Consider the following 24,573-nt stretch of genomic DNA (forward strand, 5'->3'; position numbering starts at 1 on the left):
CAGCAGCCGATGCAGGGACAGCCTATGCCACAGGCGGGTCAGCCAGCAGCACAGCAGCCGATGCAGGGGCAGCCTATGCCGCAGGCAGGCCAGCCGGCAGTACAGCAGCCGATGCAGGGGCAGGCCATGCAGGGGCAGGCCATGCCGCAGGCGGGCCAGCCGGCAGTACAGCAGTCGATGCAGGGACAGCCTATGCCACAAGCGGGCCAGCCGGCAGTACAGCAGCCGATGCAGGGACAGCCTATGCCACAGGCGGGCCAGCCAGCAGCACAGCAGCCGATGCAGGGGCAGACCATGATGCAGGCAGGTCAGCCAGCAGCACAGCAACCGATGCAGGGACAGCCTATGCCGCAGGCGGGCCAGCCAGCAGCACAGCAGCCGATGCAGGGACAGCCTATGCCACAGGAAAAAATGCAATATTTTTTACAGGATACAGGCAGGGAAGCGTCGAGCAGGAGTGAACCATTGCTGCCGCCGCAAAGGGCCGCCATGCAACAGGCAAGGGAACAACTGATCAACCAGAGTATAGAAAATACGCCTCAGACTATGGATGCTCTGCGTAATCTGGCACAAATGCTTTTGAAGGAAGGAAATCTGACCCAGAAGGATGCCTTGCTGATGCAGAGTTTCATCAATGGTAAGGAAGCTCTTTTGAGTGCAAAGGAAGCGCAGCAGCTGCAGCATCTGATCCGTCTATGCCAGGCGAATGTACCTGCTACGATACAGCAGGCGGCTGTGCAGCAGAATCTTCCTGATTTGCCACGGTTATGGGCGTTCATGCAGCTTTGTGATATGGCTTATACACGGCAAATGACGGCGCGTCAGTTGAAGAGGGCAGGAAAGGACGTAGCAGCGTTTGTGCTTTCCATGCGTAATTCCATGGAAGGCGATAACAGCGTGGTGCCGGGCCAGCGATCCTTGAATTTTATGATGCCGATGTATATGGGGGAAGAATCTACCTATCCGGCATATATACATGTTTATGATGAAAACAAGCATGATCCGGAAACGGGAGAGATGAAGAAGGAAACCTGGTTAAGGCTCTGTGTCTTGACGGATAATATTGGGGCAGTGGAACTTACCTGCCGGGTTTATCGGGAAAATCAGCTGGATATGCGCTTATTTTTTTCCAATACGGAAACCGCTAATGAATTCCGGTCAGAGGCGGATGCTTTGCGCAATTCATTAAAGGATAGTAAACTTCGTTTGAAGGAATTGAAAATTGGTGCTGTTGGTGAGCGCCGGTTTATGTAAGGGATATTTTATGTCCTTGACACATGGACGATTGCACCATAAAATGTAATCAGTGAAGGAACACTCAGGCAGGTGAACAGGAATGAAAAATGAACGGGTACAGCTGAGGCGTGAGCCTGAGACAGATCCCAATGTGCCACAGCAGGCGGTGGCGTTAAAGTATGATATGGAGAGAGATGCTGCTCCGAGAGTGGTTGCTAAGGGCCGCGGTCATGTGGCTGAAAATATTTTGGCTGCTGCTCAGAAAAGTGCTGTTCCTGTTTACCAAAACAAGTCTTTGGTCAATATGCTGATGGCGTTGGAGATCGATCGGGAGATTCCACCGGAACTTTATCGTGCCATTGCGGAAGTTATGGCCTATGTGTATCGTATTGACAAGAAGGCGAAGAAGAATCAGCCTGGGCCGCATCGTTGAATGGGTTCAAAGAAGGCAGTCGTATGAAAAATCAGGTTTTGGGCAGGCAGGGAGAGCAGGTGGCGGCAGATTTCCTGCTCCGTCATGGCTACGAGATTTGTGCGCGTAATTTCCGGGTGCCGGTGGGAGAGATTGACATCATCGCCCGGCAGGGGGATGTGCTGGCTTTTGTGGAGGTCAAGACCCGCCGCGGCACCCGCTATGGCACGCCTGCGCAAGCTGTGAATTTTCATAAACAAAAGAAAATAATTCAGACCGCCTGTTGGTTTTTACGGCAGAAACATTTAGAGGATAAGTGTTTCTGCCGTTTTGACGTGATTGAAGTCTATGCCCTGCCAGAAAACAAATGGCGGATTCATCATCTGACGGGGGCTTTTGAACAATAGATTTGGGGAGGGGTTGGATGTTTGCGAAAACTTTTGGGGCTACGACGCTGGGCGTGGATGGGCTGATTATCGATGTGGAGGTCGATGCAGCGGCAGGATTGCCCGGCTTTGACATAGTAGGACTGGCAGATGCGCTGGTCAAGGAAGCCAAGGAGCGGGTGCGCACGGCTATCCGCAATTCCGGTATCCAATTGCGGCAGGAGAAGGTCACCATCAATCTGGCCCCTGCCGATGTGCGCAAGGACAGTTCCGGCTTGGACCTGCCCATTGCCGTGGGGCTGTTAGCGGCTTATGGCATCATATCGGCAGCAACGCTGGACAAGTATCTCTTCGCGGCAGAATTGTCTTTGGAGGGGGAGTGCCGGGGAATCCGGGGAATCCTGCCCATGGCGATAAAGGCCAAAGAGGCAGGTTTTCAGGCGATATTTGTGGCCCGTGATAACGCCAGCGAAGCTTTGCTGGTGGAGGGGCTGGATGTCTATGCCTTGGCTGATTTGCAGCAGCTGGTAGGTTTTTTGACCGGTCAGGAACGATTGCTGCCGGTCAAACCGGAAGCTTTGACCAGTGCAGAGCCGGATTTCCGGGATGATTTTGCCGATGTACAGGGACAGTTTCAGGCCAAGCGGGCCTTGGAAATTGCGGCAGCGGGCGGCCATAATGTGCTGATGGTGGGGCCGCCGGGCGCTGGCAAGACCATGCTGGCCCGGCGCATGAGTTCCATCCTGCCGCAGATGAGTCCGAAAGAGGCGCTGGAGGTTACGAAGATATACAGCATTGCGGGGCTGTTGACCGGTCATGGACTGCTTAGGGAAAGGCCCTTCCGCAGTCCGCATCACACCACATCCATGACGGCTTTGATTGGCGGCGGCAGTGTGCCGCGCCCCGGCGAAGTCACCTTGGCCCATCATGGTGTGCTGTTTTTGGATGAATTGCCCGAGTTCAGCAAGAAAGCGCTGGAGGTCCTTAGGGAGCCTTTGGAAGACCGGCAGATTACCATTTCCCGGGTGCATGCGTCCGTAACCTTCCCTTCAAGTTTTGTCCTGATAGCCAGTGCCAATCCTTGCCCCTGCGGCATGGCAGGTTCGCCGGATCAGACCTGCCAATGCACACCTTATGAAATCAAGCGTTATACCCAGAAGATTTCCGGGCCGTTGCTTGACCGTATCGATATCCATATCCGGGTGCCGCAGGTGAAATATGAGGAGCTTTCCGCCAGAAAGAAGGCCGAACCCTCAGCGCAGATTCGTCAGCGGGTAGTGGCGGCCAGAGACATCCAGCTGCGGCGGCTGGAAAAATATCATCTGTTTTGCAATGCCCAGATGAATCATGCCTTGTTGCAGAAGTTCTGCGTTCTGGAACCACAGGCGCAGGAACTTTTGGCGCAGGCATTCAAGAGCATGAAGCTCTCTGCCAGGTCATATGACCGTATCGTAAAGGTGGCACGCACCATAGCGGATCTTGCCGGTGAAGAGAATATAACGGCTGTCCATATCGCCGAGGCAATCCAGCTGCGGAATGACAAGGATTTCAGCATGTGAGGGAAAGATGTGTACAGGAGATGACAAGATGACGAAACGGCTTTTTGATGAAGATGTGATGTGTTCCTGTTGTGAGGCAGTAGTGACGGACTGCATAGCGCTGAAGGATGGTTTTGGCATCGAGCTTGACCAGACAGTGTTCTATCCGGAAGGCGGCGGACAGCTCAGTGATGTGGGCAAGCTTCGCGCAGGGGATAAGTTCATGGTGGTGAGCCATGTCAGGGAAAAGGATGGCCGCATCCTCCATGAGACCAAGGAAGCCATGTCCATCGGCACCAGAGTGGAAGCGGCAATAGACTGGCAGGAGCGTTTTGATCATATGCAGCAGCATTGTGGTGAGCATTTGTTGTCCTATGCGTTCTGGAAGCTTTGCGGTGCAGAGAATATCGGCTTTCATATGTCTTCGGACATGGTGACCATTGACCTTAGCCATGAGGTGACGGCAGAAGGAATTGCCCGGGTAGAACAGCTGGCCAATGAGCATATCCAGTCAGACCGCCCAATAAGAGCAGAGTGGATGGAGGCAGCACAGGCGGCGCAGAAGGCCACGCGGAAGTTCAATGACAAACTGACCGGTGCAGTCCGCGTGGTTGCCATCGAAGGCAGCGATGCCTGCACCTGTTGCGGCACCCATCCGCCACGCACTGGCATGGTGGGACTGGTGAAGATTTTCAAAGCCGAGAAGCATAAACAGGGCACGCGGATTCATTTCCTTTGCGGGAGACTGGCCCTGGAGAAAATCAATCGTTGCTGGCAGAATCTCACAGCGGCAGCCCAGCTGCTGTCCCTAAAGGAAGAGGAAATAAATGAAGGCGTGACACGTCTTCAGGCGGAGAACAGTGAGCTGCGGGGCAGAATTGCCGCCCTGGAAAAAGAGTGGGCCGTGGAGCGTGCCGGACAGCTGCTGGCCGAAACCGAAATCCGTAATGGCGTGAAGGATATTCTGGTGCAGGCGGAGAATTTATCAGCAGGTGCCGCTCGGGCATTAGCGCAGGAACTGGTTAAAGACACGCAGGTGCAGGCGGCGATTTTCTATGCGGACAAGGGGCGGCTGAATTATATCCTGATTCAGGGCGAAGCCGTAGAAGGCAGCTGTCGCAAACGGATTGCTGCAGTCAATGAACTGCTCAATGGCCGGGGCGGCGGCAAGGACAATCAGGCTCAGGGCAGTGCCCCGTGGCAGGATAACTGGCAGGCGCTTGTAAAGAAAGCGTTTTTATAATGGTGGTGTATAGGCAGCTTAGAGAATAATATCCGCATATTTTGTGAATAGAAATGCAAAAAATGCGTGACAAGGGGACAAGAACAGTGTAGAATAGGTGTTGCTGTAAATTTATGCATTAAAAGTGAGGAAAAATACATGACATGGATTAAGTTTGTGGCCGGTGCCCTGTTTGGCATGGGCATGTTCCTGTTTCCCGTGGGCGGGGGCGAGGGTTTTTCGACGCCGGTAGGTGTGTTGACGGAATGGCTGGAAAAACTCATCACGGCCAATGTGCCTTGGTTCCTGTATCTGCTCGTAGCGCTTTCGGCTCTGGGGGCGCTGGTCAGCCGTTTCTATCTGCCTGATTTTATCGCGAAGCGTTCCTGGCTGGCCGGGTTGTTTACGATTTCCTGGCCGTATCTGCTGACGCGGCTGGTGGCGCTGTTTGTCATCATCTGCGTGGGGGCGGAAGTCGGTCCGGAATGTGTGCGCAGTGCAGATGTGGGCGGCAGCATGGTAGGGCTTTCCCAGACCTTGGTGGCGCTGGCCTTTTCGCTGAGTTTTGTGCTGCCGTTCCTGACGGATACGGGTATTATGGAATTTACTGGCGTTTTGCTCAAGCCGTTGATCCGTCCGCTTTTCCATGTGCCGGGGCGTGCTTCCGTTGACTTGATTGCTTCGTGGCTGGCTTCTTCCAATACAGCGGTGCTGATTACCGCCGGGCAGTATAATAGCGGTTATTACAGCCGCCGGGAAGCTGCTACGATCATGACCAACTTTTCGCTGGTATCCATTCCATTCTGTATGGTGGTGGCTGGTACCCTTCATGTGAGCAATCTTTTCCCGTTGCTTTATCTGACGGTTACGGCCGTGGGATTATTGCTGGCTGTTCTCTGCGTGCGCATTGCGCCGCTGGCCACGGTGGCGGAAGATTATCGCGGCGAGCCGCAGCTCAAGGAAGAAGTACCGCAGGGGGCATCGCTTTTCAGCTGGGCTGTTGCAGCCGCACTGGAACGGGCGGAGAAGTTTCGCCTTTCCCTGGCGATCAAGGTCGGTCTGGAAATGGCTGTGGGTATCCTCTTTGACTTGATTCCCATCGTGATTGCCTGGGGGACCATCGGTACATTGCTGGTCAATGAGACGCCGGTTTTCCAATGGATTGCTTATCCCATGGGGCTGTATATGTGGGCCATCGGCATACCCGATGCCTTCACATTGGCACCGGCTACGCTCGTGGGGTTCATTGATATGTTTATCCCCGCCTTGATCACGAATGCTGAGGCACCTGAGAATATCCGGTTCTTCATCTCGGCATTGTCGCTCGTGCAGATCATCTATCTGACAGAGGTAGGCAGTATCATTGTCAAGAGTGATGTTGGTCTGGATGTGAAGCGCCTCTTCGTGGTTTTCCTGGAACGTACGTTGGTGGCTATCCCGCTCTTGTGGATGGTGACGAAATTTTTTGTGGGTTGACATCATGGAAGAAGGAAAAAATCTGCTCCTTACAGAATTATAGGGTAATGGATTAAAGCATTACTGGAGGGAGCGCTGATGTTAGCCGATTACAAGAAAAAATTTGCTAATATTGACGATGCTTTCGCGCCGGTCCTGGTTTGCCGGAGGCATGCGAATGCTCTTGAAGTCCTGCATATTTCTGCAGGACTTTGTCGTACGTTCAAATTATCGCGAGAGGCTCTGATGTCTGGATTTGTATTGCCGGTAAATGAGATCGTGCATCCAGATGATCTGGTGAGGGTTTTACGCTATATGCAGCGCAGTTACATCAATCCGGATGAATGCCAGCAGTTCAGCTATCGCATGATATTACCTGGCATGGACGATTATATATGGCTTTTATCTATGGTTTATGGCTGCCGTCTGCCGGATGATACGATCCTGCAATATATAACCAGCCTGGATATTACACAGGAACGGATCGAGCGTGAGCAGCAGGAAGCGAAATTTGAGCATACCAGCGCATTGCTGGCCAAGATTCTGGACACCACACAGACAGCGCTTTTCTGGAAGGATACAGAGCGGCGCTTTTTAGGCGCGAATAAGGCATTTTTGGATTATTATGATTTTCCCTCGGAAAAGGTCATTCTGGGCAAGACGGATGAAGATATGGGCTGGCATGAAAAGGAAGAGCCATTCAAGAATGATGAGTGGCGGGTGATCCATCGGGGTGAATCAACTTACCGCGTGCATGGCCAATGTATGAGTCATGGGGAAATGCGGGATATTGTAGCCAGCAAGAGCCCCTTGATAGAAAATGGTAAAATCGTGGGGCTGGTGGGCAGTTTTGAGGATGTTACCGACGAAATCCGCCGGCAGGAGCAGACCGAGAAGCTCAATGAACAAATGCAGCAGGCACTGGAAAAAGCAGAAAGTGCCAATCGGGCCAAGACGGTATTCTTATCCAATGTCAGTCATGATATGCGTACGCCGTTGAATGGTATATTAGGGATTGCCGAACTAGCCAGTAAAACGGATGATATTGAACAGATACGGACGTATCTGCAAAAGATCATGACTGCAGGCTCGCTTCTGAAGGATCTGATCAACGATACATTGGAGCTGTCCCGTATCGGCAGTGGCAAGAAACAGTTGGACTTGGAAGTGGTAGACGCGGATTGTATGTTGGAGCGGCTGATTACGGCAATCCGTTCGTCGGCAGAGCAGAAAAAGGTCAATTTCCATGTAGGGCTGGCACTGTCGGAGCTGGGTTTTGTACAGGTGGATCGGCTGAAACTGTCCAAGGTGCTTCTGAACCTTTTGTCGAATGCGGTGAAGTTCACACCGGAAGGCGGTGATGTGTGGCTTTTGGGAGAAGTCTTGTCGTATGATGAGCAGCAGGGGATTTGCCGTTTTGTGGTAAGAGACAGTGGGATAGGCATGTCACCGGAGTTTATTCCGAAGATGTTTAATCCTTTTGAACAGGAAAATTCCTTGTCAGCTCAGGGGGTACAAGGAACAGGACTGGGACTTTCCATAGCTAAGGAGCTTTTGAAGGTGATGGGGGGGACAATTGAAGTAGATAGTCAACAGGGGAAGGGGACGACCTTTACTGTGGAGATAAGCCTTACCCGGGTCAAAAGTCAATCCAGGCCGCCGGAAAGAAGCGCATATGAGACGCTTTGCCTGGCGGATCGTAAGGTGTTGGTGTGCGAAGATAATGATTTGAATCGGGAAATCGTCACGACAATTCTGGAGATGAATCATTTGCAGGTGATTTCTGCAGAGAATGGAGAAGACGGTGTAACGTGTTTTAGTGAGTCTCAGGAGTACAGTATAGAGGCTATCCTGATGGATATACGCATGCCCGTGATGGATGGCTTGACGGCTGCACAGCAGATTCGCTTATTGCCACGAGCGGATGCAAAAATCGTACCGATCATTGCTTTGTCGGCCAATGCTTTTCAGGAAGATGTGGAAGCTTCACGCAGAGCTGGTATGAATGATCATCTGACCAAACCGGTGGAACCGGATGTATTGCTGGCGTGTCTGAAGCAACATATAGGCAGATTCATGGCAGAGCAAAATAAAATATAGAGCAGAATATTGAGAGCATATCCGTTAAGGATATGCTCTTTATCATGAAATGAATATCCCCCCTGGGGGCTTGTGAAGCAAGGTGTAGGATTGTTATGATTTGATTGATAGTAATTGTCGATGATAAGGAGTGATGGTGTGCGATTAAAGGAGGAAGACAGACATTATTTGGGGATTGCCATGCCTGCTGCTATGGAAGGGCTGTTTATGGTGCTCCTAAGCTCGGTGGATATCATTATGGTGGGCGCTTTGGGAACGTCAGCTATTGCGGCGGTGAGTATCTTCACTCAGCCGCGTATGATGCTGTTATGTGTGGTGCGCTCTGTGGCTTCGGTGCTGACTTTGCTGACTGCCCGGAAGTTTGGGGCGCAGAAACTTTCGGAGGTGCCCGCATTGCTTTCGCGGACACTTTTTTGCATGGTCATCCTGATGGGAGCCTTGCATCTGCTGTTCTTCTGGCAGCTGGAGGGAATCCTGAGCTGGATGGGAGCCAAAGATGATTACATGGCAGCGGCCTTGTCCTATGGGGATATTGCCCTGCTGGGCGTGTTCCTGACCACTTTGTCCACGATCCTGCAGGCGGTGCAGCTGGGGTATGGCCATACCAAACAGGTGATGAGCGCCAATGTGCAGGGCAATATGGTCAACATCCTTGGCAATGCCTTGTTCATCTTTGGGTTGGGGCCATTTCCCGAGCTGGGTGTTATGGGGGCGGCTGTGGGCACAGTGATGGGCACGGGCTGGACGCTGCTGCTCACATGTTATCAGCTGCGTGCAAGTGAATGGGCTGGCTGGGGGAGCCTCCTGCCGACGCGGGCGTATTTCCGGGAGTTCCTGCCGGTGTTTGCCGGAGTGTTCAGCGAGCAGGGCTTCGAGCGCATTGGCATGGTGCTTTATACCCGCATGGTGGCAGAGCTGGGGACGGCGGCTTATGCGGTGCATGCCATCTGCATGAACTTCTGTGATTTTTACTACTGCTTTGCGGGCGGGCTGGGCAAGGCCAATATGGTCATGGCCGGTCATGCGCATGGTGCTGGCGATTGGGATTACTGGCAGCGGCAGCTTAGAGCAGGACTTAAATGGAGTTTCCTGTTTTCCTTGCTTTCCTTTGCGTTGACCTATGTGCTGCGAGAGGAAATCTTTGGTATTTATTCTCATGAGGCAGCGCTTTTGCCTTTGGGCGCATGGATCATGATTTTCGTGGCTGCGGTGAGCTTTCCGGAAGCCCATGCGATGGTCTGTGCGGGCGTTCTGCGGGGCAGCGGCAGGACCAGTCAGGTAGCAGCTTATTCTTTCGTGAGCATTGCCTTCCTGCGCCCGCTGATTACGGCTTTTTTCCTGCAGGTACTGGACTTAGGTCTGGCTGGAGCATGGCTGGCCCTGGCCATTGACCAGTCCATTAGGGCGGCTTGTGCGTCTTTCCTGCTCTGGCGATTGTGGCGCAGCCGGCCGCAGATAGCCTGTGACACTTGACACAGGTCTGTGATGGTGATAAACTTGTGCATGTCCTGTGATATTTATAATATGATTACATGTAAATATGGATTAGATTCGGTGTCGGAAGACTTAATAGAGAAGCTGGTATAAGCCAGCGCGGTCCCGCCACTGTAACAGGGAGTCATATGGCATTTAGGTCACTGAAAGGGGATAAGCCCTTTTGGGAAGGCGCGATATGATGATGAACTGGAGCCAGGAGAACTGCCGGATTGACAATCACCGTTTGAAATCATCATATGATTTCAAAAACCCGCGAGCGATGGGGATGGGGATTTTACTGGAGTAGTTTATGGTGAGCCTGTCTGTTTTTGTGCGGACAGGCTTTTATTTTTATATCATTTTATTTATGAGGAGTGGGATGTTTTGCAAAAAATTATCGGCAAGATGTCACAAATGCTAGTGACGCTGGTTGGCGTAAGCTTTTTGACCTTTTGCCTGACCTATCTGGCACCGGGAGATCCGGCGGCGATGCTCCTGGAGGCCGGGGATACCATCGTGTCCCAGGAGACATTGGAGCGAACGAGAGCTGAGCTGGGCCTAGACAAGCCCTTTCTGGTACAGTATGCCAATTGGGCTGGTGGCGTGCTTCATGGGGATATGGGCATGTCCTATTCGGCCAAGAAGCCGGTGACGGATAAGCTGTTGGAAGGATTTGCCGGAACCTTGACGCTGGCGGCTGTGACCATCGTGTTTGTGCTGTTGATTTCCCTGCCATTGGGCATCTGGTCGGCAGTACATCGCAATGGCTGGCAGGATTATCTGGTACGGGGCGTGTCCTTTATCGGCGTGTCCATGCCGAGCTTTTGGATTGGTCTTATCTTTCTGTATGTGTTTGGCCTGAAGCTGGGATGGTTCCCCATTGCCAAATCTGCCGTAACGGCTGAGGGCATCGTATTGCCGGCATTGACGCTGGCGCTGTATATGTCATCCAAGTACATCCGTCAGGTGCGTACCGTGTTTTTGGAAGAATTGCGGCAGGATTATGTCGTGGGGGCTAGGGCCAGAGGCTTTTCCGAACAGACCATCCTCTGGAAGCATGTGCTGCCCAATGCGGTATTGCCCTTGATTACCCTTTTAGGCATGTCTATTGGCTGGCTGTTGGGTGGTGTGGCCGTCATCGAGATGGTCTTTTCCTGGCCAGGTATCGGCAATATGGCTGTGCGGGCCATTTCCATGCGGGATTATCCGCTGATTGAAGGCTTTGTGCTCTGGATTTCCATTGTCTACATGGGGATCAATGCGCTGGTGGATCTGTCCTATGTCTATCTGGACCCACGGCTGAAAAGGGAGGGCAAAGCATGACGGTTTTTCGGGAAAATAGATTATTTGCCTTTTATACGGGACTGGTGGTTCTGATTGTGCTGCTGGCGCTGTTTGCACCGTTCCTGGCACCACAGGACCCCATGGCCAGTGATATGAAGTCGGTGCTGCAGACGCCTTCGGCCCAGCATATATTGGGCACGGATAAACTGGGACGGGATATTCTCTCCCGCATCCTCTGCGGTACGCAGATTTCCCTGTTCATGGCGCTTTGCCTGGTGGCATTGATTGCCGTGGTGGGAACTTTGGTCGGTGTGCTGGCTGGTTATTTCGGCGGCTGGCTGGAAACCATCCTGATGCGCTTTGCCGATATGATGCTGGCTTTTCCCGGCATCGTGCTGGCTATCGCCATTGCCGGTATCTTAGGTGGCAGTGTGATCAATACCATTCTGGCGCTGCTGGTGGTGAGCTGGGCGAAATACGCCCGTCTGGTCAGAAGTCTGGTGATCCGCCTGCGCAATCAGGATTTCATCCTGGCGGCGAAAATTCAGGGTGCGCGTACACGGAGTATCTTGTGGCGTCATGTCCTGCCCAATGTCCTGCCCATGGTGGTCATCACTGGGGCGATGGATATCGGCACCATGATGATGGAGATTGCAGGCCTGTCATTTCTGGGATTTGGTGCCCAGCCGCCGACGCCGGAGTGGGGGTTGATGCTCAATGAGGGACGCCAGTACATCCAGACGGCCCCCTGGCTGATGATCTATCCGGGATTGGCGATTTTTATTGTCGTTGCGATATTCAATCTGTGGGGGGACAGCCTGCGGGATGTTCTTGACCCACGGCAGGAATAAAATATTTTACAGAAGGGAAAATAAAAGAGATGAAAATGTTGAACACGAAGAAGTTATGGAAGGCCATCAGCGTGGGGCTTTGCGGCGCGGCACTGACCGTGATGCTGGCAGGCTGCGGTGCTGACAATAACAGCGCAGTGGATAAGGGCGTCCTGAAGGTCGGCGTGACGAACTTTGCTGATACGCTGGAACCTACCCAGAATTTCTTTGGCTGGGTGGTCATGCGCTACGGCCTTGGTGAATGCCTGACCAAATTTGATGAGAAGATGAATGTGCAGCCCTGGCTGGCTGAGAGCTGGAGCATCAGTGATGACCATACGACCTGGACGTTCAAGATCCGCGAGGGCGTGAAGTTCTCCAATGGCGATCCGCTGACGGCTGATGCGGTGAAGAAGTCCATTGAGCGTGCCTTCGAGAAGAACAATCGTGCCGCTACCTTCTTCAAGTACAAGGAAATCAAGGCAGAAGGGCAGACGCTGACCATCGTGACGGAAAAGCCCATGCCGAATATGCCAGGCTTCCTGGCCGATCCGCTGTTCATCATCGTGGATACCAGCGCAGAGGGCAGCCGTGATTTTGCCAAGGAAGGTCCTATCTGCACCGGCCCGTATATGGTGGAATCCTTCGTAAAAGAAAAGGCTGTGATGAAGAAGAACCCCAACTATTGGGATGGGGAAGTGCCGTTTGAAACTGTAGAGATTCCGTCCATCGACGATCCGAACACCCGCGCTATGGCCCTGCAGTCCGGTGAAGTGGATATGGCGGTGAATATCGCTGCTGGCGATATGGACAATTTCCGTGGCAATGACAAGTTCTTCGTGGATGAGATTTCCTCCTTGCGCGTGGTGCTGGCCCGTTTGAATCAGAAGGGCATCCTGAAGGATGACAAGGTGCGTGCCGCCCTGATCTGCGGCTGCGACCGGGAGACTTACAACAATGTACTCCTGAAGGGCACTTTCCTGCCGGGCAAGGCACCGGTGCCGCCCTCCATGGACTATGGCTTTGACCAGCTCACGGATCCCAATGCCTACAATCCGGAACGGGCTGCTAAACTGCTGGATGAAGCCGGCTGGAAGGATACCAATGGCGATGGCATCCGCGAAAAGGATGGCCAGCCTCTGAAGCTGGATTTCGTGGTCTACAACAGCCGTGCCGAACTGCCGCTCTATGCGGAAGCTGTGCAGGCTGACCTCAAGAAGCTGGGCTTTGATATCAACATCAAGACCGTGGATTACAACCTCGTGGATCAGATGGGCATCAAGGGCGAATACGACCTGCTGATTTCCAACATCACCACGGCCAACACTGGCGATCCGGAAATCTTCCTGTCCTGGTACTGGAAGACTAACCATAACGGCGACAACCCGCAGAATGGTTCCGGCTACAGCAATCCGGCTCTCGATGTCAAGTTCAACGAACTGGCTGCTGAATTTGACAAGAGCAAACGCCGCCAGCTGATCATTGACATCCAGCAGATCCTGCTGAATGACGGTGCCGCCCTGTTCCTCGGTTACCCGCAGACGAATATTGTCAGCAATAAGGCACTGGCCAATGTGAAGATGTATCCGTCCGATTACTATTGGATTACGAACATCATCAAGCCGGCTGGTAAATAAGGGATAAATCATGTTGTTAAACGTAAAGAATCTTTCGATTGACTATCAGGGCAATCCAACTGTGTCCAATGTCAATTTTGACCTGGGGGCCGGGGAAATCATGGCCATTGTCGGTGAGTCCGGCAGTGGCAAGACCTCGGTGATTCGTGCCATCCTGGGATGCTTATCCGGTACGGGGCAGGTATCAGCCGGGGAAATCAATTTTGCCGGCCGGGATGTTGCTCATCTGTCCAACAAGGAATGGCTCTCCATCCGGGGTAAGGATATGGCCATGATCTTTCAGGACAGTGGCAATATGCTCAATCCCGTGCAGACCATCGGCAGGCAGTTTGTGGAATACATTCAGCTGCATAGCGATATGAGTCGCAGTGAGGCGGTGAAAAGAGCCTGTGAGCTATTGGCTCGCATGAATCTGCCGGAACCGGAGCGGGTGATGGACGCCTATGCCTTTGAACTCAGCGGCGGCATGCGCCAGCGTGTAGGTATTGCCATGGCTTTGACTTTCTCGCCGCAGCTGCTGCTCGCGGATGAACCGACGTCGGCGCTCGATGTGACGACGCAGGCTCAGATTGTCGAAGAACTGATGCAAGTGGTTCAGGAAGCCGGCTCGGCGATGATCATCGTCACCCATAATATCGGTGTGGCGGCCCATATGGCGGATAAGATTATGGTCATGGCTGGCGGCAAGGTCGTGGAATACGGCAAAACAGCTGAGGTCATCCAAGATCCGCAGGCGGATTATACACGCACTTTGCTGAGCTCTGTGCCAGAGATTGGAGGCCATCGCTATGTCGGATAAAGAAATCCTGTTGTCTACAGACAAGGTGAGCAAGGTATTCACCTTGAAGGATGGGCAGAAATTCACGGCCTGCAATGAGGTGAGCATCTGCCTGCATAAGGGTGAGACACTGGGGCTGGTCGGTGAATCCGGCTGCGGCAAGTCCACCTTTGTCCGCACCATCATGGGGCTGCATCCGGCTACCAGCGGCAAGATCCTGTTCAAGGGGGAAGACATCACCAACCTGACAGGAGAAAAGCGGCGGGAAATGGCACGGCATATCCAGATGATCTTTCAGGACCCGGCCACGGCCTTCAATCCGAAGATGCGTATCAAGGACATCATCTGCGAACCCTTGCGCAACTTTGCCAAGGTCAGCGACAAGGAAGCTGAGACCAGAGCGGTTGACCTGTTGCATCAGGTAGAACTGGCACCGGAAATCGCCCTGCGCTATCCGCATGAACTCAGCGGCGGCCAGCGTCAGCGCGTTGGCATTGCTAGGGCGCTGATCCTGGAGCCGGAGATCATCGTTTGTGATGAAGCGACCAGTGCCCTCGATGTGTCGGTGCAGGACAGCATTGCTAAGCTGCTGGCGAAAATCCAGCGGGAAAAGGGCGTAAGCTATATCTTCATCTGCCATGATCTGGCATTGGTCAGCCTGATCAGCCACCGGGTGATGGTCATGCAGAAAGGGAATATCGTAGAAGAATTGCCGGGAGACAAGATGCAGGAATGTAAGCATCCCTATACGAAGAAATTATTGGACTCGGTTTTCACGGTTCATTGATAATGCAGGAGACGGTTGCTATAAGCAGCCGTCTTTTGTTTTATCGGAGTCGTATCCCCCTAGGGGGCTTACGTGTATTTTGGAAATCCTGTATGATTATATATCATGGAATAAACAGGGGGATGAAGAAGGCATGAATTATGCGGTAAAACGCTTTATCCATCTGATACCGATAATCTTTGGCATCACGTTTTTATCGTTTTTGCTGATGTACTTAGCCGGCAGCGATGCCGTAACGGAGATGTATACCAATCGGGGCGTGGAAGTGGCCCAGGAAATCATTGATGAGAAAAAAGCGGCGTTGGGATTGAACCTGCCTTTTTTCCAGCAATATGTGAACTGGCTCTGGGGGATGCTCCATGGCAATATGGGCGTGAGCTATGTGACCGGGGAAGATGTCCTGACGGCTTTCATGAAGAAATTGCCGGCAACATTGCTGCTCACGGGATTGTCCATTAGTGCGACCGTGTTGATTTCCCTGCCCTGTGGAATCCTGGCGGCGGTGCGTCATGATAAAGCGAGCGATTTGCTCCTGCGATTTGGCAGTTTTCTGGGCAACGCCATGCCGAATTTTTTTGTGGGCATGCTCTTGATGGAATTTTTGGGCATACAGTTGGGTATCCTGCCCGTGATTTCCAGCGGTATCGATATAAAAAGCGCCATCATGCCGACGCTTACGCTGGCAATCGCCATGTCAGCCAAATATTTGCGGCAGGTGCGTTCTACGATCCTTGAGGAACTCAATAAGGATTATGTGCTGGGGGCAAAGGCCCGGGGGATATCCTATCAGGTGATTCTCTGGAAAAATGTGATGAAGGCCTCGATGTTGACCATCATGACTTTGCTGGCCCTGTCCATCGGCAGTCTTTTGGGCGGTACGGCAATCATCGAGAGCATCTTCATGTGGGATGGTGTGGGCAAGCTGGCGGTAGATGCCATCAATATGCGCGACTATCCCATCATTCAGGCTTACGTCATGTGGATGGCCATTATCTATGTGTTTGTGAATCTCGTGGCCGATTTGCTTTACCACCATCTTGATCCGCGTATCCGTTTGGGGGTGAATGCCAAATGAATCAGGCGATAGCTCCGACAATCCGGGTGCAGAATGTGCGGCAGAACCGTTTGCAGCGAAAGCTTTATATCTTTGGTGCCTTGGCCATTCTGTTGATTCTGGCATCATTCTTCAGCGATTATCTTTGCCCTTATGATCCCTATATGCAGGATATGTCCCTGACCAAGGCGGCACCGTCAGCCCAGCATTGGCTGGGAACCGACCGTTATGGGCGTGATATGTTGTCCCGGGTGATTGCGGGCAGCAAGACCAGCATCTTTTCCACGCTGCTATTGGTGGGATTCATCACCGTTTTTGGCAGTGTCATCGGCATTATCTGTGCCTGGGCGGGCAAATGGGTGGATACCGTACTGATGCGCTTGTCGGATATGTTCCTGGCTTTTCCCGGCCTGGTCTTTGCCTTGGCGGTGGCGGCAGTGCTGGGAGGCGGTGTGCATAATGCCATCTTTGCGTTGGCGGCCATCAGCTGGCCAAAATACGCGCGGCTGGCCCGCAGTCAGACATTGTCCCTGCAATCCGCTGCCTTCATGCAGGCGGCGAAGATGGCGGGCAGCAGTACCTTCAAGATCATCCGCAAGCACGTGATTCCCAATATTTCGGGGCCCATCCTCGTGACGGCCATGCTCGATATCGGCACCATGATGATGGAGCTGGCAGGGCTATCTTTTCTGGGATTGGGGGCGAAACCGCCCATTCCGGAATGGGGCAGCATGATGAGCGATACCCGTAATCTTCTGCCCACCCAGCCCTGGGTGACGCTGGCGCCGGGCTTTGCCATCTTTTTCTCGGTGATGGTCTTCAATCTGCTGGGGGATACGGTGCGGGATTATCTCGATCCGAAGAACAGGAGATAAAAATGTCAGAAATCATTCGTTATGAACAGGTGGATATCTGCTATGAAGGGCAGCTGGCGGTCCATGATATCAGTTTTTCCCTGCAGGAAGGGGAAATCCTCGGCATCGTGGGGGAGAGCGGCAGCGGCAAGTCCACGTTATTGAAAGCCGCACTCAATATGCTGGGGAAAGACGGACTGGTGACACGCGGCGATATCTATTACAAAGGATTGGATCTGCCGGATATCAGCGAGAAAGAAATGCAGAAAATCTGCGGAGCGGAAATCGGCATGATTTTCCAGATGGCGGGCAGCAGCTTTTGTCCGATTCGCACAGTGGGTGCGCAGATCAAGGAAATGATGGCGGCCCACGGGCATGAGGATGCGCAGCTGGTGGAGCAGGAAACCTGTGAATTGTTTGCCAAATTTGGCTTCAGCGAAGCGAAGCGCATTTGGGACAGTTATCCTTTTGAGCTGTCCGGTGGTATGCAGCAAAGAGTGGGCGTGGCGGCGGCGATGCTCTTGAAGCCGAAAATCCTGCTGGCCGATGAACCGACGTCGGCACTGGATGTCACGGTGCAGAAGCAGGTCATCGAGGAGATGCTGCTGGCTCGCAAGCTTTTTGGCACGGCTATCATCCTGGTCACCCATAATATCGGGGTGATCCGGACTATGGCCGATACGATGCTGGTGCTTCATCAGGGTGAGATGATGGAATATGGCCGGGCAAGGGATGTCCTGGCCAATCCGCAGTCTGCTTATACGAAAAAATTATTGGCGGCGGTGCCCAGACTCAGGAGGTCGAAAGCAAGTTATGGACGAGATACTGCAAGTCAGGCATCTTAAAAAGATTTTTTCCCGGCGGGATGGGGATGATATCACCGCGGTGGATGATGTGAGTTTTTCCCTGCAAAAAGGGGAGAAGCTGGCCATCATTGGTGAAAGTGGCAGCGGCAAGACGACTGTGGCCCGGCTCGTGGCCCGGCTGCTGGAACCCACGGCAGGGGAAATCCTGTTGGATGGGGAGGACATTACCAGCGCCAGAGGTACTGCGTTGAAGAAAGCCTATACCAGGATGCAGATGGTCTTTCAGAATCCTGTGGACAGTTTCGACCCCAGATGTACCCTGGGCGATGGAATCAGTGAAAGCTTGCGTAACCACGGCAAAAGCAGGGAACAGGCGGCAGAGATGACGAAAAATCTGCTGGCGCTGTGTGGGCTGGGGGCGGAATTTGCCCAGCGCTATCCGCATGAGGTCAGCGGCGGCCAGTGCCAAAGAGCAGCCATTGCCCGGGCTTTGGCGATTGAACCGGAATTGGTCATTCTCGATGAAGCCACTTCGGCTCTGGATGTGACGGTGCAGGCTGATATATTGGCGCTCCTGAACCGTCTGCAGGAGGACAGGGGCATCGCCTATCTCTTTATCTGCCATGATATTGCGTTGGTGCAGGATTTCTGTGATCGGATTATCGTCATGCACGAAGGGCGGATTGTGGAAACAGGTACGCCGGACGAAGTGATTGACAGTCCCAGGGAAGAATATACCAGGAATTTGATTGACAGCGTGTTGTGCTAAGCAATTCCTTATGGGGAAAGCTTTTTATTTATTTTTTGCTTAGGGAAGGAGATTTTTGCAGATGAAATGGAAGAAACTTTTGGCATTGGCTCTGGGCCTTTGCCTGAGCGCTGGTGCGCTGGCTGGCTGCGGCAATGACACGGCCGGCAAAGGCAGCGGGGAAAAGGTGCTCACCATCGGTGACACGACGTTCAACAGTTCCAATGAGGAACCGGATATCAATCCTCATAACAGTTATGCAGGCTGGGCTTGCATCCGCTATGGTGTGGGTGAGACCTTGATCAAGTATTCCGATAATATGGAAATCCAGCCGTGGCTGGCGGATAAGTGGGAGAATGTGGACCCCCTCACCTGGAAGTTCACCCTGCGGGATGATGTGACTTTTTCCAGCGGGCGAAAAATGGATGCCGCTGCGGTCAAGCAGTGCTTTGAGCATCTGATTGCGAACAACAAGCGGGCGGCGCAAGACCTGAAGATTGCTTCCATGGAGGCCAATGGCCAGGAGCTGATCATCAGGACCAAGGAACCGAAACCAGCCCTGCTGAATTATCTGGGCGATCCCTATGGCTGTATCATCGATGTGGATGCGGGCTTTGACAAAGGGCTCGTTGCCGGAACCGGCCCGTATATTGCCACGGATATGAAGACCGACGATCATCTGGTGCTGAAGAAGAATGATAAGTATTGGGGGGGCACGCCGAAACTGGACAAGATCACCATCCGTACTATCACGGATGGCAATACGCTGGCCAATGCCCTGCAGTCCGGTGAGGTGCAGGCTGCTTATGGTATGGCCTATGAAAGCTATCCGCTTTTCCGCAATGATAAGTACACGATTTCCCAGATTTCTACGTCCCGCTGCTTCTTCGGGAAGATGAACTTCGATGCGGATTCTGTCTGCGCAGATCCTGCGGTCCGTCAGGCGATTTCCATGGGTATCGACAAGGAGAATTTCGTGACGAAGCTGCTGGATGGCAACGGTTTCCCGGCTAACGGTGTATTCCCCGAAGGGCCTGCTTTTGGCGGGGACAAGGTGAAAGCCGAGAAGTTTGACCCGGAAGGGGCTAAAAAAGTCCTAGAAGCTGCTGGCTGGGTGGACAAAGATGGTGACGGCATCCGCGAAAAGAATGGCAAGAAGCTGGTTGTCAAATGGCTGACTTACCCCAGCCGTCAGGAATTGCCGCTGCTGGCTGAATCCGCGCAGGCAACGCTGAAGGATATCGGCATACAGGTGGAAGTGAACAGCACGGCTGACCACAATCAGGTCATCAAGGATTCCAAGGCCTGGGATGTATACGCTATGGCCAACGTACAGGCGCCCACTGGTGATCCGGAATACTGGTTCACGGTCTTTGCGACTTCCACCGCTACGAAGAATCAGGGCAAGTATCATAACGCTAAGCTCGATGAACTCGAAGCAAAGATGAGCCAGGAATTCGATCCGGCCAAACGTGCTCAGCTGGCTCTTGAGATGCAGCAGGTCATCCTCGATGATCATGCCTTCGTCTTCTGCTCCTTCCTCAAGATGAGCATGATCGCCAAGGCAAATGTGAAGAATTATACTTCCCATGCCTGTGATTATTATCAGATAACTGCAGATCTGGATGTTGAATAAATAGCATATTTACGGCAATCGATGAATACTGCTGATGACTTTTTGGGAGTTATCGGCAGTATTTTTTATTATTTTTTTTATCAATTTTTTTATTAAATGGATAAAATTAAATTTCTAATTGAAATTTAAAAAACATTTAATTTCCCTTTAATTGACATCAATTATCAGCGGTTGTAAAATTTTTTTAGAAGGAAATTTTACAGGTCAGGGGGATGTAAAACGAGAAAGATTGGATTTTTTATATTGCGGCGAGTCACTATCGTATTGATTGCTGCTATTTTTATGTCAGTTGGGCGGCTTACCATCCAGTAGTTTCCTGCAGCAAATCAACTATGCGGGCTATACCAATACCGGAGCGGCCATGCAGCAGGCGGTGAGACACTGGCTTCTGTGAAAGCGTTCCAAGAGGACATGACGGCCTGCCGGGAGCGGGGCATCAAAGTCTATATGCTGGCGCTGGGGGGAAAACAGACAACGCCGCAGGCCAACATATCGATTTCAATCACACAGACGATGGAACGCATGAATTTCCGCATAGACACTTATGGGATTGGAGTCAAAAGGTACCAAGATTACCAACAAAACAACGTAAAAACAAATAATGTTAAATGCATAAAGGAGAATCTAATGTTACATGATAGCACGATTGTAAAGTATAGTGTAGATCTAGAAAACATGCTGCTAAAAATAATGGTAGAGCAGGACTGTGAAAAAAAAGTATTGTTATTCGATAATGTATTAGCGAATTGGTTTTGGTATATTTTACGAGGAAATGCAATATATGATATATCGCTAATGAGTATAGATTCATTTTTCAAATATAATAAAAAGATTTTAATGGATGGAAAGGACGATGGATGGCCATTTATTTATGATACCTTTGAAGGTTTTGAGAAATGGATAAGGACAAATGAATATAATATTTATAATATTGAAGGAGCATATGGTGTAGATGGGTGGATTATAGCAAAGGGGATGAATATACTTGGCGTAGATAAATGATAATTATATTTTTTTAATTATATAGTTTGTTTCAAAGCACCGGCAAAGTAACCATAAAAGCGCAGGATGCTATCCATATTCGTGCGAAAAAAAGTTGACATGTCAGCACTGACCCAAATCCGGCTGATGGTGGCGGGCAGTGAGATAAATCTCAACAACCTCCATGACCATGGCGCGGATGGAAAAGTGTGGTATATCGGCACGACTTCGCAGGTGTTGGAGCCAGTAACGCAGCCAAGGAAAACCAATACGCCTAGAGGCCCGGATTTTAGTGATTTGGCTAATAATATACTGGGGACTGTAAAACAGTTTGTACAAGGATTTGCCGATGCTACGTTGGACAATTTGTCCATGGGCGTACTATCACCCGAACCAGCGCAATGGACGACCAGCTACAAAGCCGGAAGGTTGGCAGGCGATGTAGTCGGCATGGCAGCTGGAGCTGGTATGACAGGTGGCGGTAGTGCCGTTAGTGTAGGTAGTGCCGGAACACTAGCTATTGCGGGAGCACCAATTGCTGCGGAAGGTGTAGCGGTCATAACTGCTAGTAGTGCATTGACGGTTAAGTCTGCGGCTGGATTTATGGCTGATGTATCGCATTAGGTGAAAAATGATAAAAGCTCAGGTACTGATGTTAGTGGAAAAAATAAAGTTAAGACTGGAAAAATTCGGTATATAAAAAAGAAAGCTAAAACAATTTTTGGATGAATATAATAACCCAGAACATTATAGACCGGAACTTCCATCAAGTAATAGAGGACATACTGGTGAAATGAAAAGTGGAAAGTATTATGGAGACTAGGAGTGGATAATATGGATATGGATTTAAATAAAAAGATTTTTAAATTTTATTTCTCAAATATTGCAAAAAACAAGGATCGTAAAGATGTAAATGTATATGAATATTGGGATGAGAAGGAAGAAAATGAAATTGATATTGTATATGTAAACAATATGTGTGAAGAAGGACTGATAAGCTATGGAACAATAGGAACATATGCTCATAGCATTGGTTTGGTCGTTGATGGAAAGCCATTACGAGTTGAATTCTTGGGAATGGCACATCAGGAAGATGAATTTTTCCCACATATGCTAAGTACGTGTGCTTTTAATATCATCAATTCTCATTATAGATGTGAGCCGGGGATGGTATATCCTGATGTAGTTAAGATGTATTATCCTAATGTCAATATGAAACATATATATTTAACATCACCTTTTATATGGGATGGTGAGTACACTCTTGATATTGGTCCGTATATAGTCACTTTTTTGCAGGCAATATATATTTCTGATTCGGAATATGAATATATACGAAAAAATGGTAGTGATAATTTTGAGGATATATTAGAAGAAGCAAATGTGGATATTCTGGATTTGAATCGTCCATCGGTAGTTTGAAAATTTTTATTGAGGAGAATATAGAAATGAGTGGACTTATTCGTTGCTCTAATGGGCATTTATTCAGTTCGCGGCGGTATGGTACGGTTTGTCCGTACTGCAATATCGAGACGGCGACGCAGGAGCGTAAGGAGACGGGGCAGGTAGGCCAGAGTGATATCGATGTGGACGAAATGCTGATGATGGAGAAAATCGATCCGGTCTGCGGCTGGCTGGTCTGCATTGACGGGCCGCGTCAAGGCAAGGATTACAAGATAAAATCCGGCAAGAACTTCATTGGCTGTGCGGATGATATGGACATCCAGATCTTAGGTGATAACAAGATTTCCCGGCGCAATCATGCAATCCTGGTCTATGATCCGAAGAAACATGAAACGGTGCTGCTGCCGGGGGATTCCAATGGGCTGGTTTACCATAACGAAGCTGCAGTTTATACGCCGGTGGTGCTTTCGGTTTACGATGTGATTGAGATGGGCGAGAGTAAGTTCCTTTTCGTGCCCTTCTGCGGCGAGCATTTCCGTTGGGAAGATCCGTCCAGTTTCCCGGATGAGGGCGGTTATGAGACTGAGGGAGAAAGCGACGGTTCCTATGGGAATATATAGTCTGATCGCTCTGAGCATCGTTATCGTATTGCTACTGGTCGTCCGCCTCTGGCCCGAAAAAAAGCCGACAGCAGAAACAGTGCCCGAAAAGCCCGTGGCATTGCCGTCGAATCCTATTGGCACCGCCTCGACCATTGGTCAGCGGCAGCTGCAGCAGGATCTGACGGGCAGTGCGCTATTGGGGCTTTCTTACGGAGAAATAGCAAGTATAGATGAGACTGGCGGATTAATCATAGATAAAATGGGGAATGTATATTACTATGCAGAATTGGGAGGTAGTTTAGGAGTGTCTACAATAGCTCAAGGGAGCGCGGGATTTGGCGATTTTTATGGACGTGATAAAGGGGATGCGCAAAAATATCGAAATGCAATAGAGAGGGAGTCGGGGGGGGGGATATGGGATTGCAATTTAGTGTATCTAGGGGGGCGACTTCTCCAGTGGCAAGAGATGTTGGAATTACCAGTGGGGCTGGTGTATCTATCAGTGACAGGAATGCTGTATATCTATTTAATATTTTTGAAGATTAAACTTTAAAATTCTGGAGTATAATTTCATGAAAAAAATAACTATGTGTATTGTTTGTGTGTTTGTATTGCTATCGTTATTGCATACAGTTTTGAATTATAGTATAAATGGTGATGATTTTCAAAAAGATCCTAAGGTAATGTTGGAAATCTATGATAGTTTACCAATTCCGGAACGTACTAGAGAAATTGATAAGAAGGATATATCGAGACCGAGAACATCTGTTTTTTGGGATATTTATTATCATACTGATTTGCCAAATAATCAAATAATGAGCTTTTATGTTGAAGAGTTATCGAAAAAAGGATGGGAACAAATAGAATATAGAGGTGGGAAGGGGATATTATTTCAGAAAAACAAATGGAAGATTGCAGTAAATGAGGGGGATTCGGAATACAATTTGGAGATTTTTAAGTTCTATGGAATATCTGATTGATAGTCTGTTGACATATATTATTTAAATATAAGTAGGGCGATTCAGTATTGAGGAATACGAATATGAAATTTGTATATTTAATATACTTGGTTATTATAAGGTCGATAGTTGAGATTGTTAGCACGCCAAACGATATTTTTCCTTGGGGAACTTTATTATTTGCCTGTTTTGCAGCATGGTGGATACGGAAAAAAGAATCAGGGCACAAGAATTGACAATCTAACAGGAGGACAAATGGAACAGGTTACATTGGGAGAGCTGAAGAATGGGGCTTTATGATTGTTCCTGTCTATCGTGAAGGCGAGACACTGATGCTGGGCAAAGAAAAATTCCAGAGCTTTGAAAATGACAGCTGGATGAATAGTTT

General features: G+C 50.6%; 24 protein-coding genes, 1 pseudogene and 1 riboswitch. All 25 genes and pseudogenes read left to right on the forward strand.

What is annotated here, in order from left to right:
• A pseudogene (locus BUB68_RS15320) lies at positions 1–1,254 on the forward strand (hypothetical protein); the annotation flags it as partial.
• 82 nt (positions 1,255–1,336) lie between these two features.
• Complete coding sequence (locus BUB68_RS12395) at positions 1,337–1,669, forward strand: EscU/YscU/HrcU family type III secretion system export apparatus switch protein (RefSeq protein WP_073091915.1); 333 nt, start codon at positions 1,337–1,339, stop codon at positions 1,667–1,669.
• A gap of 23 nt (positions 1,670–1,692) precedes the next feature.
• Entirely contained in the window at positions 1,693–2,055 is a 363-nt protein-coding gene (locus BUB68_RS12400) for a YraN family protein (RefSeq protein WP_073091918.1), read from the forward strand.
• A 17-nt stretch (positions 2,056–2,072) separates the two neighbouring features.
• Positions 2,073–3,593: a YifB family Mg chelatase-like AAA ATPase gene (locus BUB68_RS12405; protein WP_073091920.1), complete on the forward strand. Its 1,521-nt coding sequence runs from the start codon at positions 2,073–2,075 to the stop codon at positions 3,591–3,593.
• A 28-nt stretch (positions 3,594–3,621) separates the two neighbouring features.
• Positions 3,622–4,815: an alanyl-tRNA editing protein gene (locus BUB68_RS12410; protein ID WP_073091922.1), complete on the forward strand. Its 1,194-nt coding sequence runs from the start codon at positions 3,622–3,624 to the stop codon at positions 4,813–4,815.
• Positions 4,816–4,953: 138 nt separating this feature from the next.
• Positions 4,954–6,270 (forward strand): YjiH family protein, encoded by a 1,317-nt coding sequence (locus tag BUB68_RS12415; RefSeq protein WP_073091925.1) that lies wholly within the window; start codon positions 4,954–4,956, stop codon positions 6,268–6,270.
• A 225-nt stretch (positions 6,271–6,495) separates the two neighbouring features.
• Positions 6,496–8,349 carry an ATP-binding protein gene (locus BUB68_RS12420; RefSeq protein WP_178139530.1) on the forward strand — a complete coding sequence of 618 codons (1,854 nt, stop codon included), beginning with the start codon at positions 6,496–6,498 and terminating at the stop codon, positions 8,347–8,349.
• Positions 8,350–8,487: 138 nt separating this feature from the next.
• Positions 8,488–9,822: an MATE family efflux transporter gene (locus BUB68_RS12425; RefSeq protein WP_256625936.1), complete on the forward strand. Its 1,335-nt coding sequence runs from the start codon at positions 8,488–8,490 to the stop codon at positions 9,820–9,822.
• A gap of 62 nt (positions 9,823–9,884) precedes the next feature.
• Positions 9,885–10,069: riboswitch (cobalamin riboswitch) on the forward strand.
• A gap of 140 nt (positions 10,070–10,209) precedes the next feature.
• Entirely contained in the window at positions 10,210–11,148 is a 939-nt protein-coding gene (gene nikB, locus BUB68_RS12430; RefSeq protein ID WP_256625937.1) for a nickel ABC transporter permease, read from the forward strand.
• Positions 11,145–11,960 carry a nickel transporter permease gene (nikC, locus tag BUB68_RS12435; RefSeq protein ID WP_073091932.1) on the forward strand — a complete coding sequence of 272 codons (816 nt, stop codon included), beginning with the start codon at positions 11,145–11,147 and terminating at the stop codon, positions 11,958–11,960. The genes nikB and nikC (BUB68_RS12435) overlap by 4 nt, the downstream gene beginning before the upstream one ends.
• A 29-nt stretch (positions 11,961–11,989) precedes the next feature.
• Positions 11,990–13,576: an ABC transporter substrate-binding protein gene (locus BUB68_RS12440; protein ID WP_371914871.1), complete on the forward strand. Its 1,587-nt coding sequence runs from the start codon at positions 11,990–11,992 to the stop codon at positions 13,574–13,576.
• A gap of 10 nt (positions 13,577–13,586) precedes the next feature.
• A complete protein-coding gene (locus BUB68_RS12445) occupies positions 13,587–14,375 on the forward strand; it encodes an ABC transporter ATP-binding protein (RefSeq protein ID WP_073091934.1) in 789 nt (262 codons plus the stop codon).
• Positions 14,365–15,141: an ABC transporter ATP-binding protein gene (locus tag BUB68_RS12450; protein ID WP_073091937.1), complete on the forward strand. Its 777-nt coding sequence runs from the start codon at positions 14,365–14,367 to the stop codon at positions 15,139–15,141. The genes BUB68_RS12445 and BUB68_RS12450 overlap by 11 nt, the downstream gene beginning before the upstream one ends.
• A 79-nt stretch (positions 15,142–15,220) precedes the next feature.
• Complete coding sequence (locus BUB68_RS12455) at positions 15,221–16,216, forward strand: ABC transporter permease (protein WP_256625938.1); 996 nt, start codon at positions 15,221–15,223, stop codon at positions 16,214–16,216.
• Positions 16,213–17,070: a nickel transporter permease gene (gene nikC / locus BUB68_RS12460; RefSeq protein WP_073091940.1), complete on the forward strand. Its 858-nt coding sequence runs from the start codon at positions 16,213–16,215 to the stop codon at positions 17,068–17,070. Before BUB68_RS12455 ends, nikC (BUB68_RS12460) begins: the two co-directional genes overlap by 4 nt.
• Before the next feature lie 2 nt (positions 17,071–17,072).
• On the forward strand, positions 17,073–17,894 hold the full coding sequence (locus BUB68_RS12465; protein ID WP_073091942.1) for an ABC transporter ATP-binding protein: 822 nt from the start codon (positions 17,073–17,075) through the stop codon (positions 17,892–17,894).
• The gene (locus tag BUB68_RS12470; RefSeq protein ID WP_073091945.1) at positions 17,863–18,624 is read left to right on the forward strand and encodes an ABC transporter ATP-binding protein; all 762 of its coding nucleotides are present in this window, start codon (positions 17,863–17,865) and stop codon (positions 18,622–18,624) included. The genes BUB68_RS12465 and BUB68_RS12470 overlap by 32 nt, the downstream gene beginning before the upstream one ends.
• A gap of 61 nt (positions 18,625–18,685) precedes the next feature.
• The gene (locus BUB68_RS12475) at positions 18,686–20,239 is read left to right on the forward strand and encodes an ABC transporter substrate-binding protein (RefSeq protein WP_073091948.1); all 1,554 of its coding nucleotides are present in this window, start codon (positions 18,686–18,688) and stop codon (positions 20,237–20,239) included.
• A 390-nt stretch (positions 20,240–20,629) separates the two neighbouring features.
• On the forward strand, positions 20,630–21,241 hold the full coding sequence (locus BUB68_RS12480; RefSeq protein WP_218587702.1) for a hypothetical protein: 612 nt from the start codon (positions 20,630–20,632) through the stop codon (positions 21,239–21,241).
• Positions 21,242–21,322: 81 nt separating this feature from the next.
• Positions 21,323–21,844, forward strand: a complete 522-nt coding sequence (locus BUB68_RS12485) for a hypothetical protein (protein WP_143188168.1) — start codon at positions 21,323–21,325, stop codon at positions 21,842–21,844.
• Positions 21,845–21,941: 97 nt separating this feature from the next.
• The gene (locus BUB68_RS15855) at positions 21,942–22,043 is read left to right on the forward strand and encodes a GH-E family nuclease (protein WP_081372003.1); all 102 of its coding nucleotides are present in this window, start codon (positions 21,942–21,944) and stop codon (positions 22,041–22,043) included.
• 11 nt (positions 22,044–22,054) lie between these two features.
• Positions 22,055–22,642, forward strand: coding sequence for a suppressor of fused domain protein (locus tag BUB68_RS12495; RefSeq protein WP_073091956.1), 588 nt, complete (start codon positions 22,055–22,057; stop codon positions 22,640–22,642).
• 26 nt (positions 22,643–22,668) lie between these two features.
• On the forward strand, positions 22,669–23,244 hold the full coding sequence (locus BUB68_RS12500) for an FHA domain-containing protein (protein ID WP_073091959.1): 576 nt from the start codon (positions 22,669–22,671) through the stop codon (positions 23,242–23,244).
• Positions 23,201–23,779, forward strand: coding sequence for a hypothetical protein (locus BUB68_RS15325; RefSeq protein ID WP_178139531.1), 579 nt, complete (start codon positions 23,201–23,203; stop codon positions 23,777–23,779). The genes BUB68_RS12500 and BUB68_RS15325 overlap by 44 nt, the downstream gene beginning before the upstream one ends.
• A 19-nt stretch (positions 23,780–23,798) precedes the next feature.
• Positions 23,799–24,206 (forward strand): hypothetical protein, encoded by a 408-nt coding sequence (locus BUB68_RS12510; protein WP_256625939.1) that lies wholly within the window; start codon positions 23,799–23,801, stop codon positions 24,204–24,206.
• Positions 24,207–24,573: the final 367 nt, after the last annotated feature.

It is taken from the genome of Pseudoselenomonas ruminantium (assembly GCF_900142515.1).
GTDB classification, from domain to species: domain Bacteria; phylum Bacillota; class Negativicutes; order Selenomonadales; family Selenomonadaceae; genus Selenomonas_A; species Selenomonas_A ruminantium_D.

Excerpts from the sequence above, each read along its gene's own strand:
- BUB68_RS12395 (WP_073091915.1), top strand. The coding sequence starts at position 1,337 with ATGAAAAATGAACGGGTACAGCTGAGGCGTGAGCCTGAGACAGATCCC.
- BUB68_RS12400 (WP_073091918.1), top strand. The coding sequence starts at position 1,693 with ATGAAAAATCAGGTTTTGGGCAGGCAGGGAGAGCAGGTGGCGGCAGAT.
- BUB68_RS12405 (WP_073091920.1), top strand. The coding sequence starts at position 2,073 with ATGTTTGCGAAAACTTTTGGGGCTACGACGCTGGGCGTGGATGGGCTG.
- BUB68_RS12410 (WP_073091922.1), top strand. The coding sequence starts at position 3,622 with ATGACGAAACGGCTTTTTGATGAAGATGTGATGTGTTCCTGTTGTGAG.
- BUB68_RS12415 (WP_073091925.1), top strand. The coding sequence starts at position 4,954 with ATGACATGGATTAAGTTTGTGGCCGGTGCCCTGTTTGGCATGGGCATG.
- BUB68_RS12420 (WP_178139530.1), top strand. The coding sequence starts at position 6,496 with ATGTCTGGATTTGTATTGCCGGTAAATGAGATCGTGCATCCAGATGAT.
- nikC (WP_073091932.1), top strand. The coding sequence starts at position 11,145 with ATGACGGTTTTTCGGGAAAATAGATTATTTGCCTTTTATACGGGACTG.
- BUB68_RS12440 (WP_371914871.1), top strand. The coding sequence starts at position 11,990 with ATGAAAATGTTGAACACGAAGAAGTTATGGAAGGCCATCAGCGTGGGG.
- BUB68_RS12445 (WP_073091934.1), top strand. The coding sequence starts at position 13,587 with ATGTTGTTAAACGTAAAGAATCTTTCGATTGACTATCAGGGCAATCCA.
- BUB68_RS12450 (WP_073091937.1), top strand. The coding sequence starts at position 14,365 with ATGTCGGATAAAGAAATCCTGTTGTCTACAGACAAGGTGAGCAAGGTA.
- nikC (WP_073091940.1), top strand. The coding sequence starts at position 16,213 with ATGAATCAGGCGATAGCTCCGACAATCCGGGTGCAGAATGTGCGGCAG.
- BUB68_RS12465 (WP_073091942.1), top strand. The coding sequence starts at position 17,073 with ATGTCAGAAATCATTCGTTATGAACAGGTGGATATCTGCTATGAAGGG.
- BUB68_RS12470 (WP_073091945.1), top strand. The coding sequence starts at position 17,863 with ATGGACGAGATACTGCAAGTCAGGCATCTTAAAAAGATTTTTTCCCGG.
- BUB68_RS12475 (WP_073091948.1), top strand. The coding sequence starts at position 18,686 with ATGAAATGGAAGAAACTTTTGGCATTGGCTCTGGGCCTTTGCCTGAGC.
- BUB68_RS12495 (WP_073091956.1), top strand. The coding sequence starts at position 22,055 with ATGGATATGGATTTAAATAAAAAGATTTTTAAATTTTATTTCTCAAAT.
- BUB68_RS12500 (WP_073091959.1), top strand. The coding sequence starts at position 22,669 with ATGAGTGGACTTATTCGTTGCTCTAATGGGCATTTATTCAGTTCGCGG.
- BUB68_RS15325 (WP_178139531.1), top strand. The coding sequence starts at position 23,201 with ATGAGACTGAGGGAGAAAGCGACGGTTCCTATGGGAATATATAGTCTG.
- BUB68_RS12510 (WP_256625939.1), top strand. The coding sequence starts at position 23,799 with ATGAAAAAAATAACTATGTGTATTGTTTGTGTGTTTGTATTGCTATCG.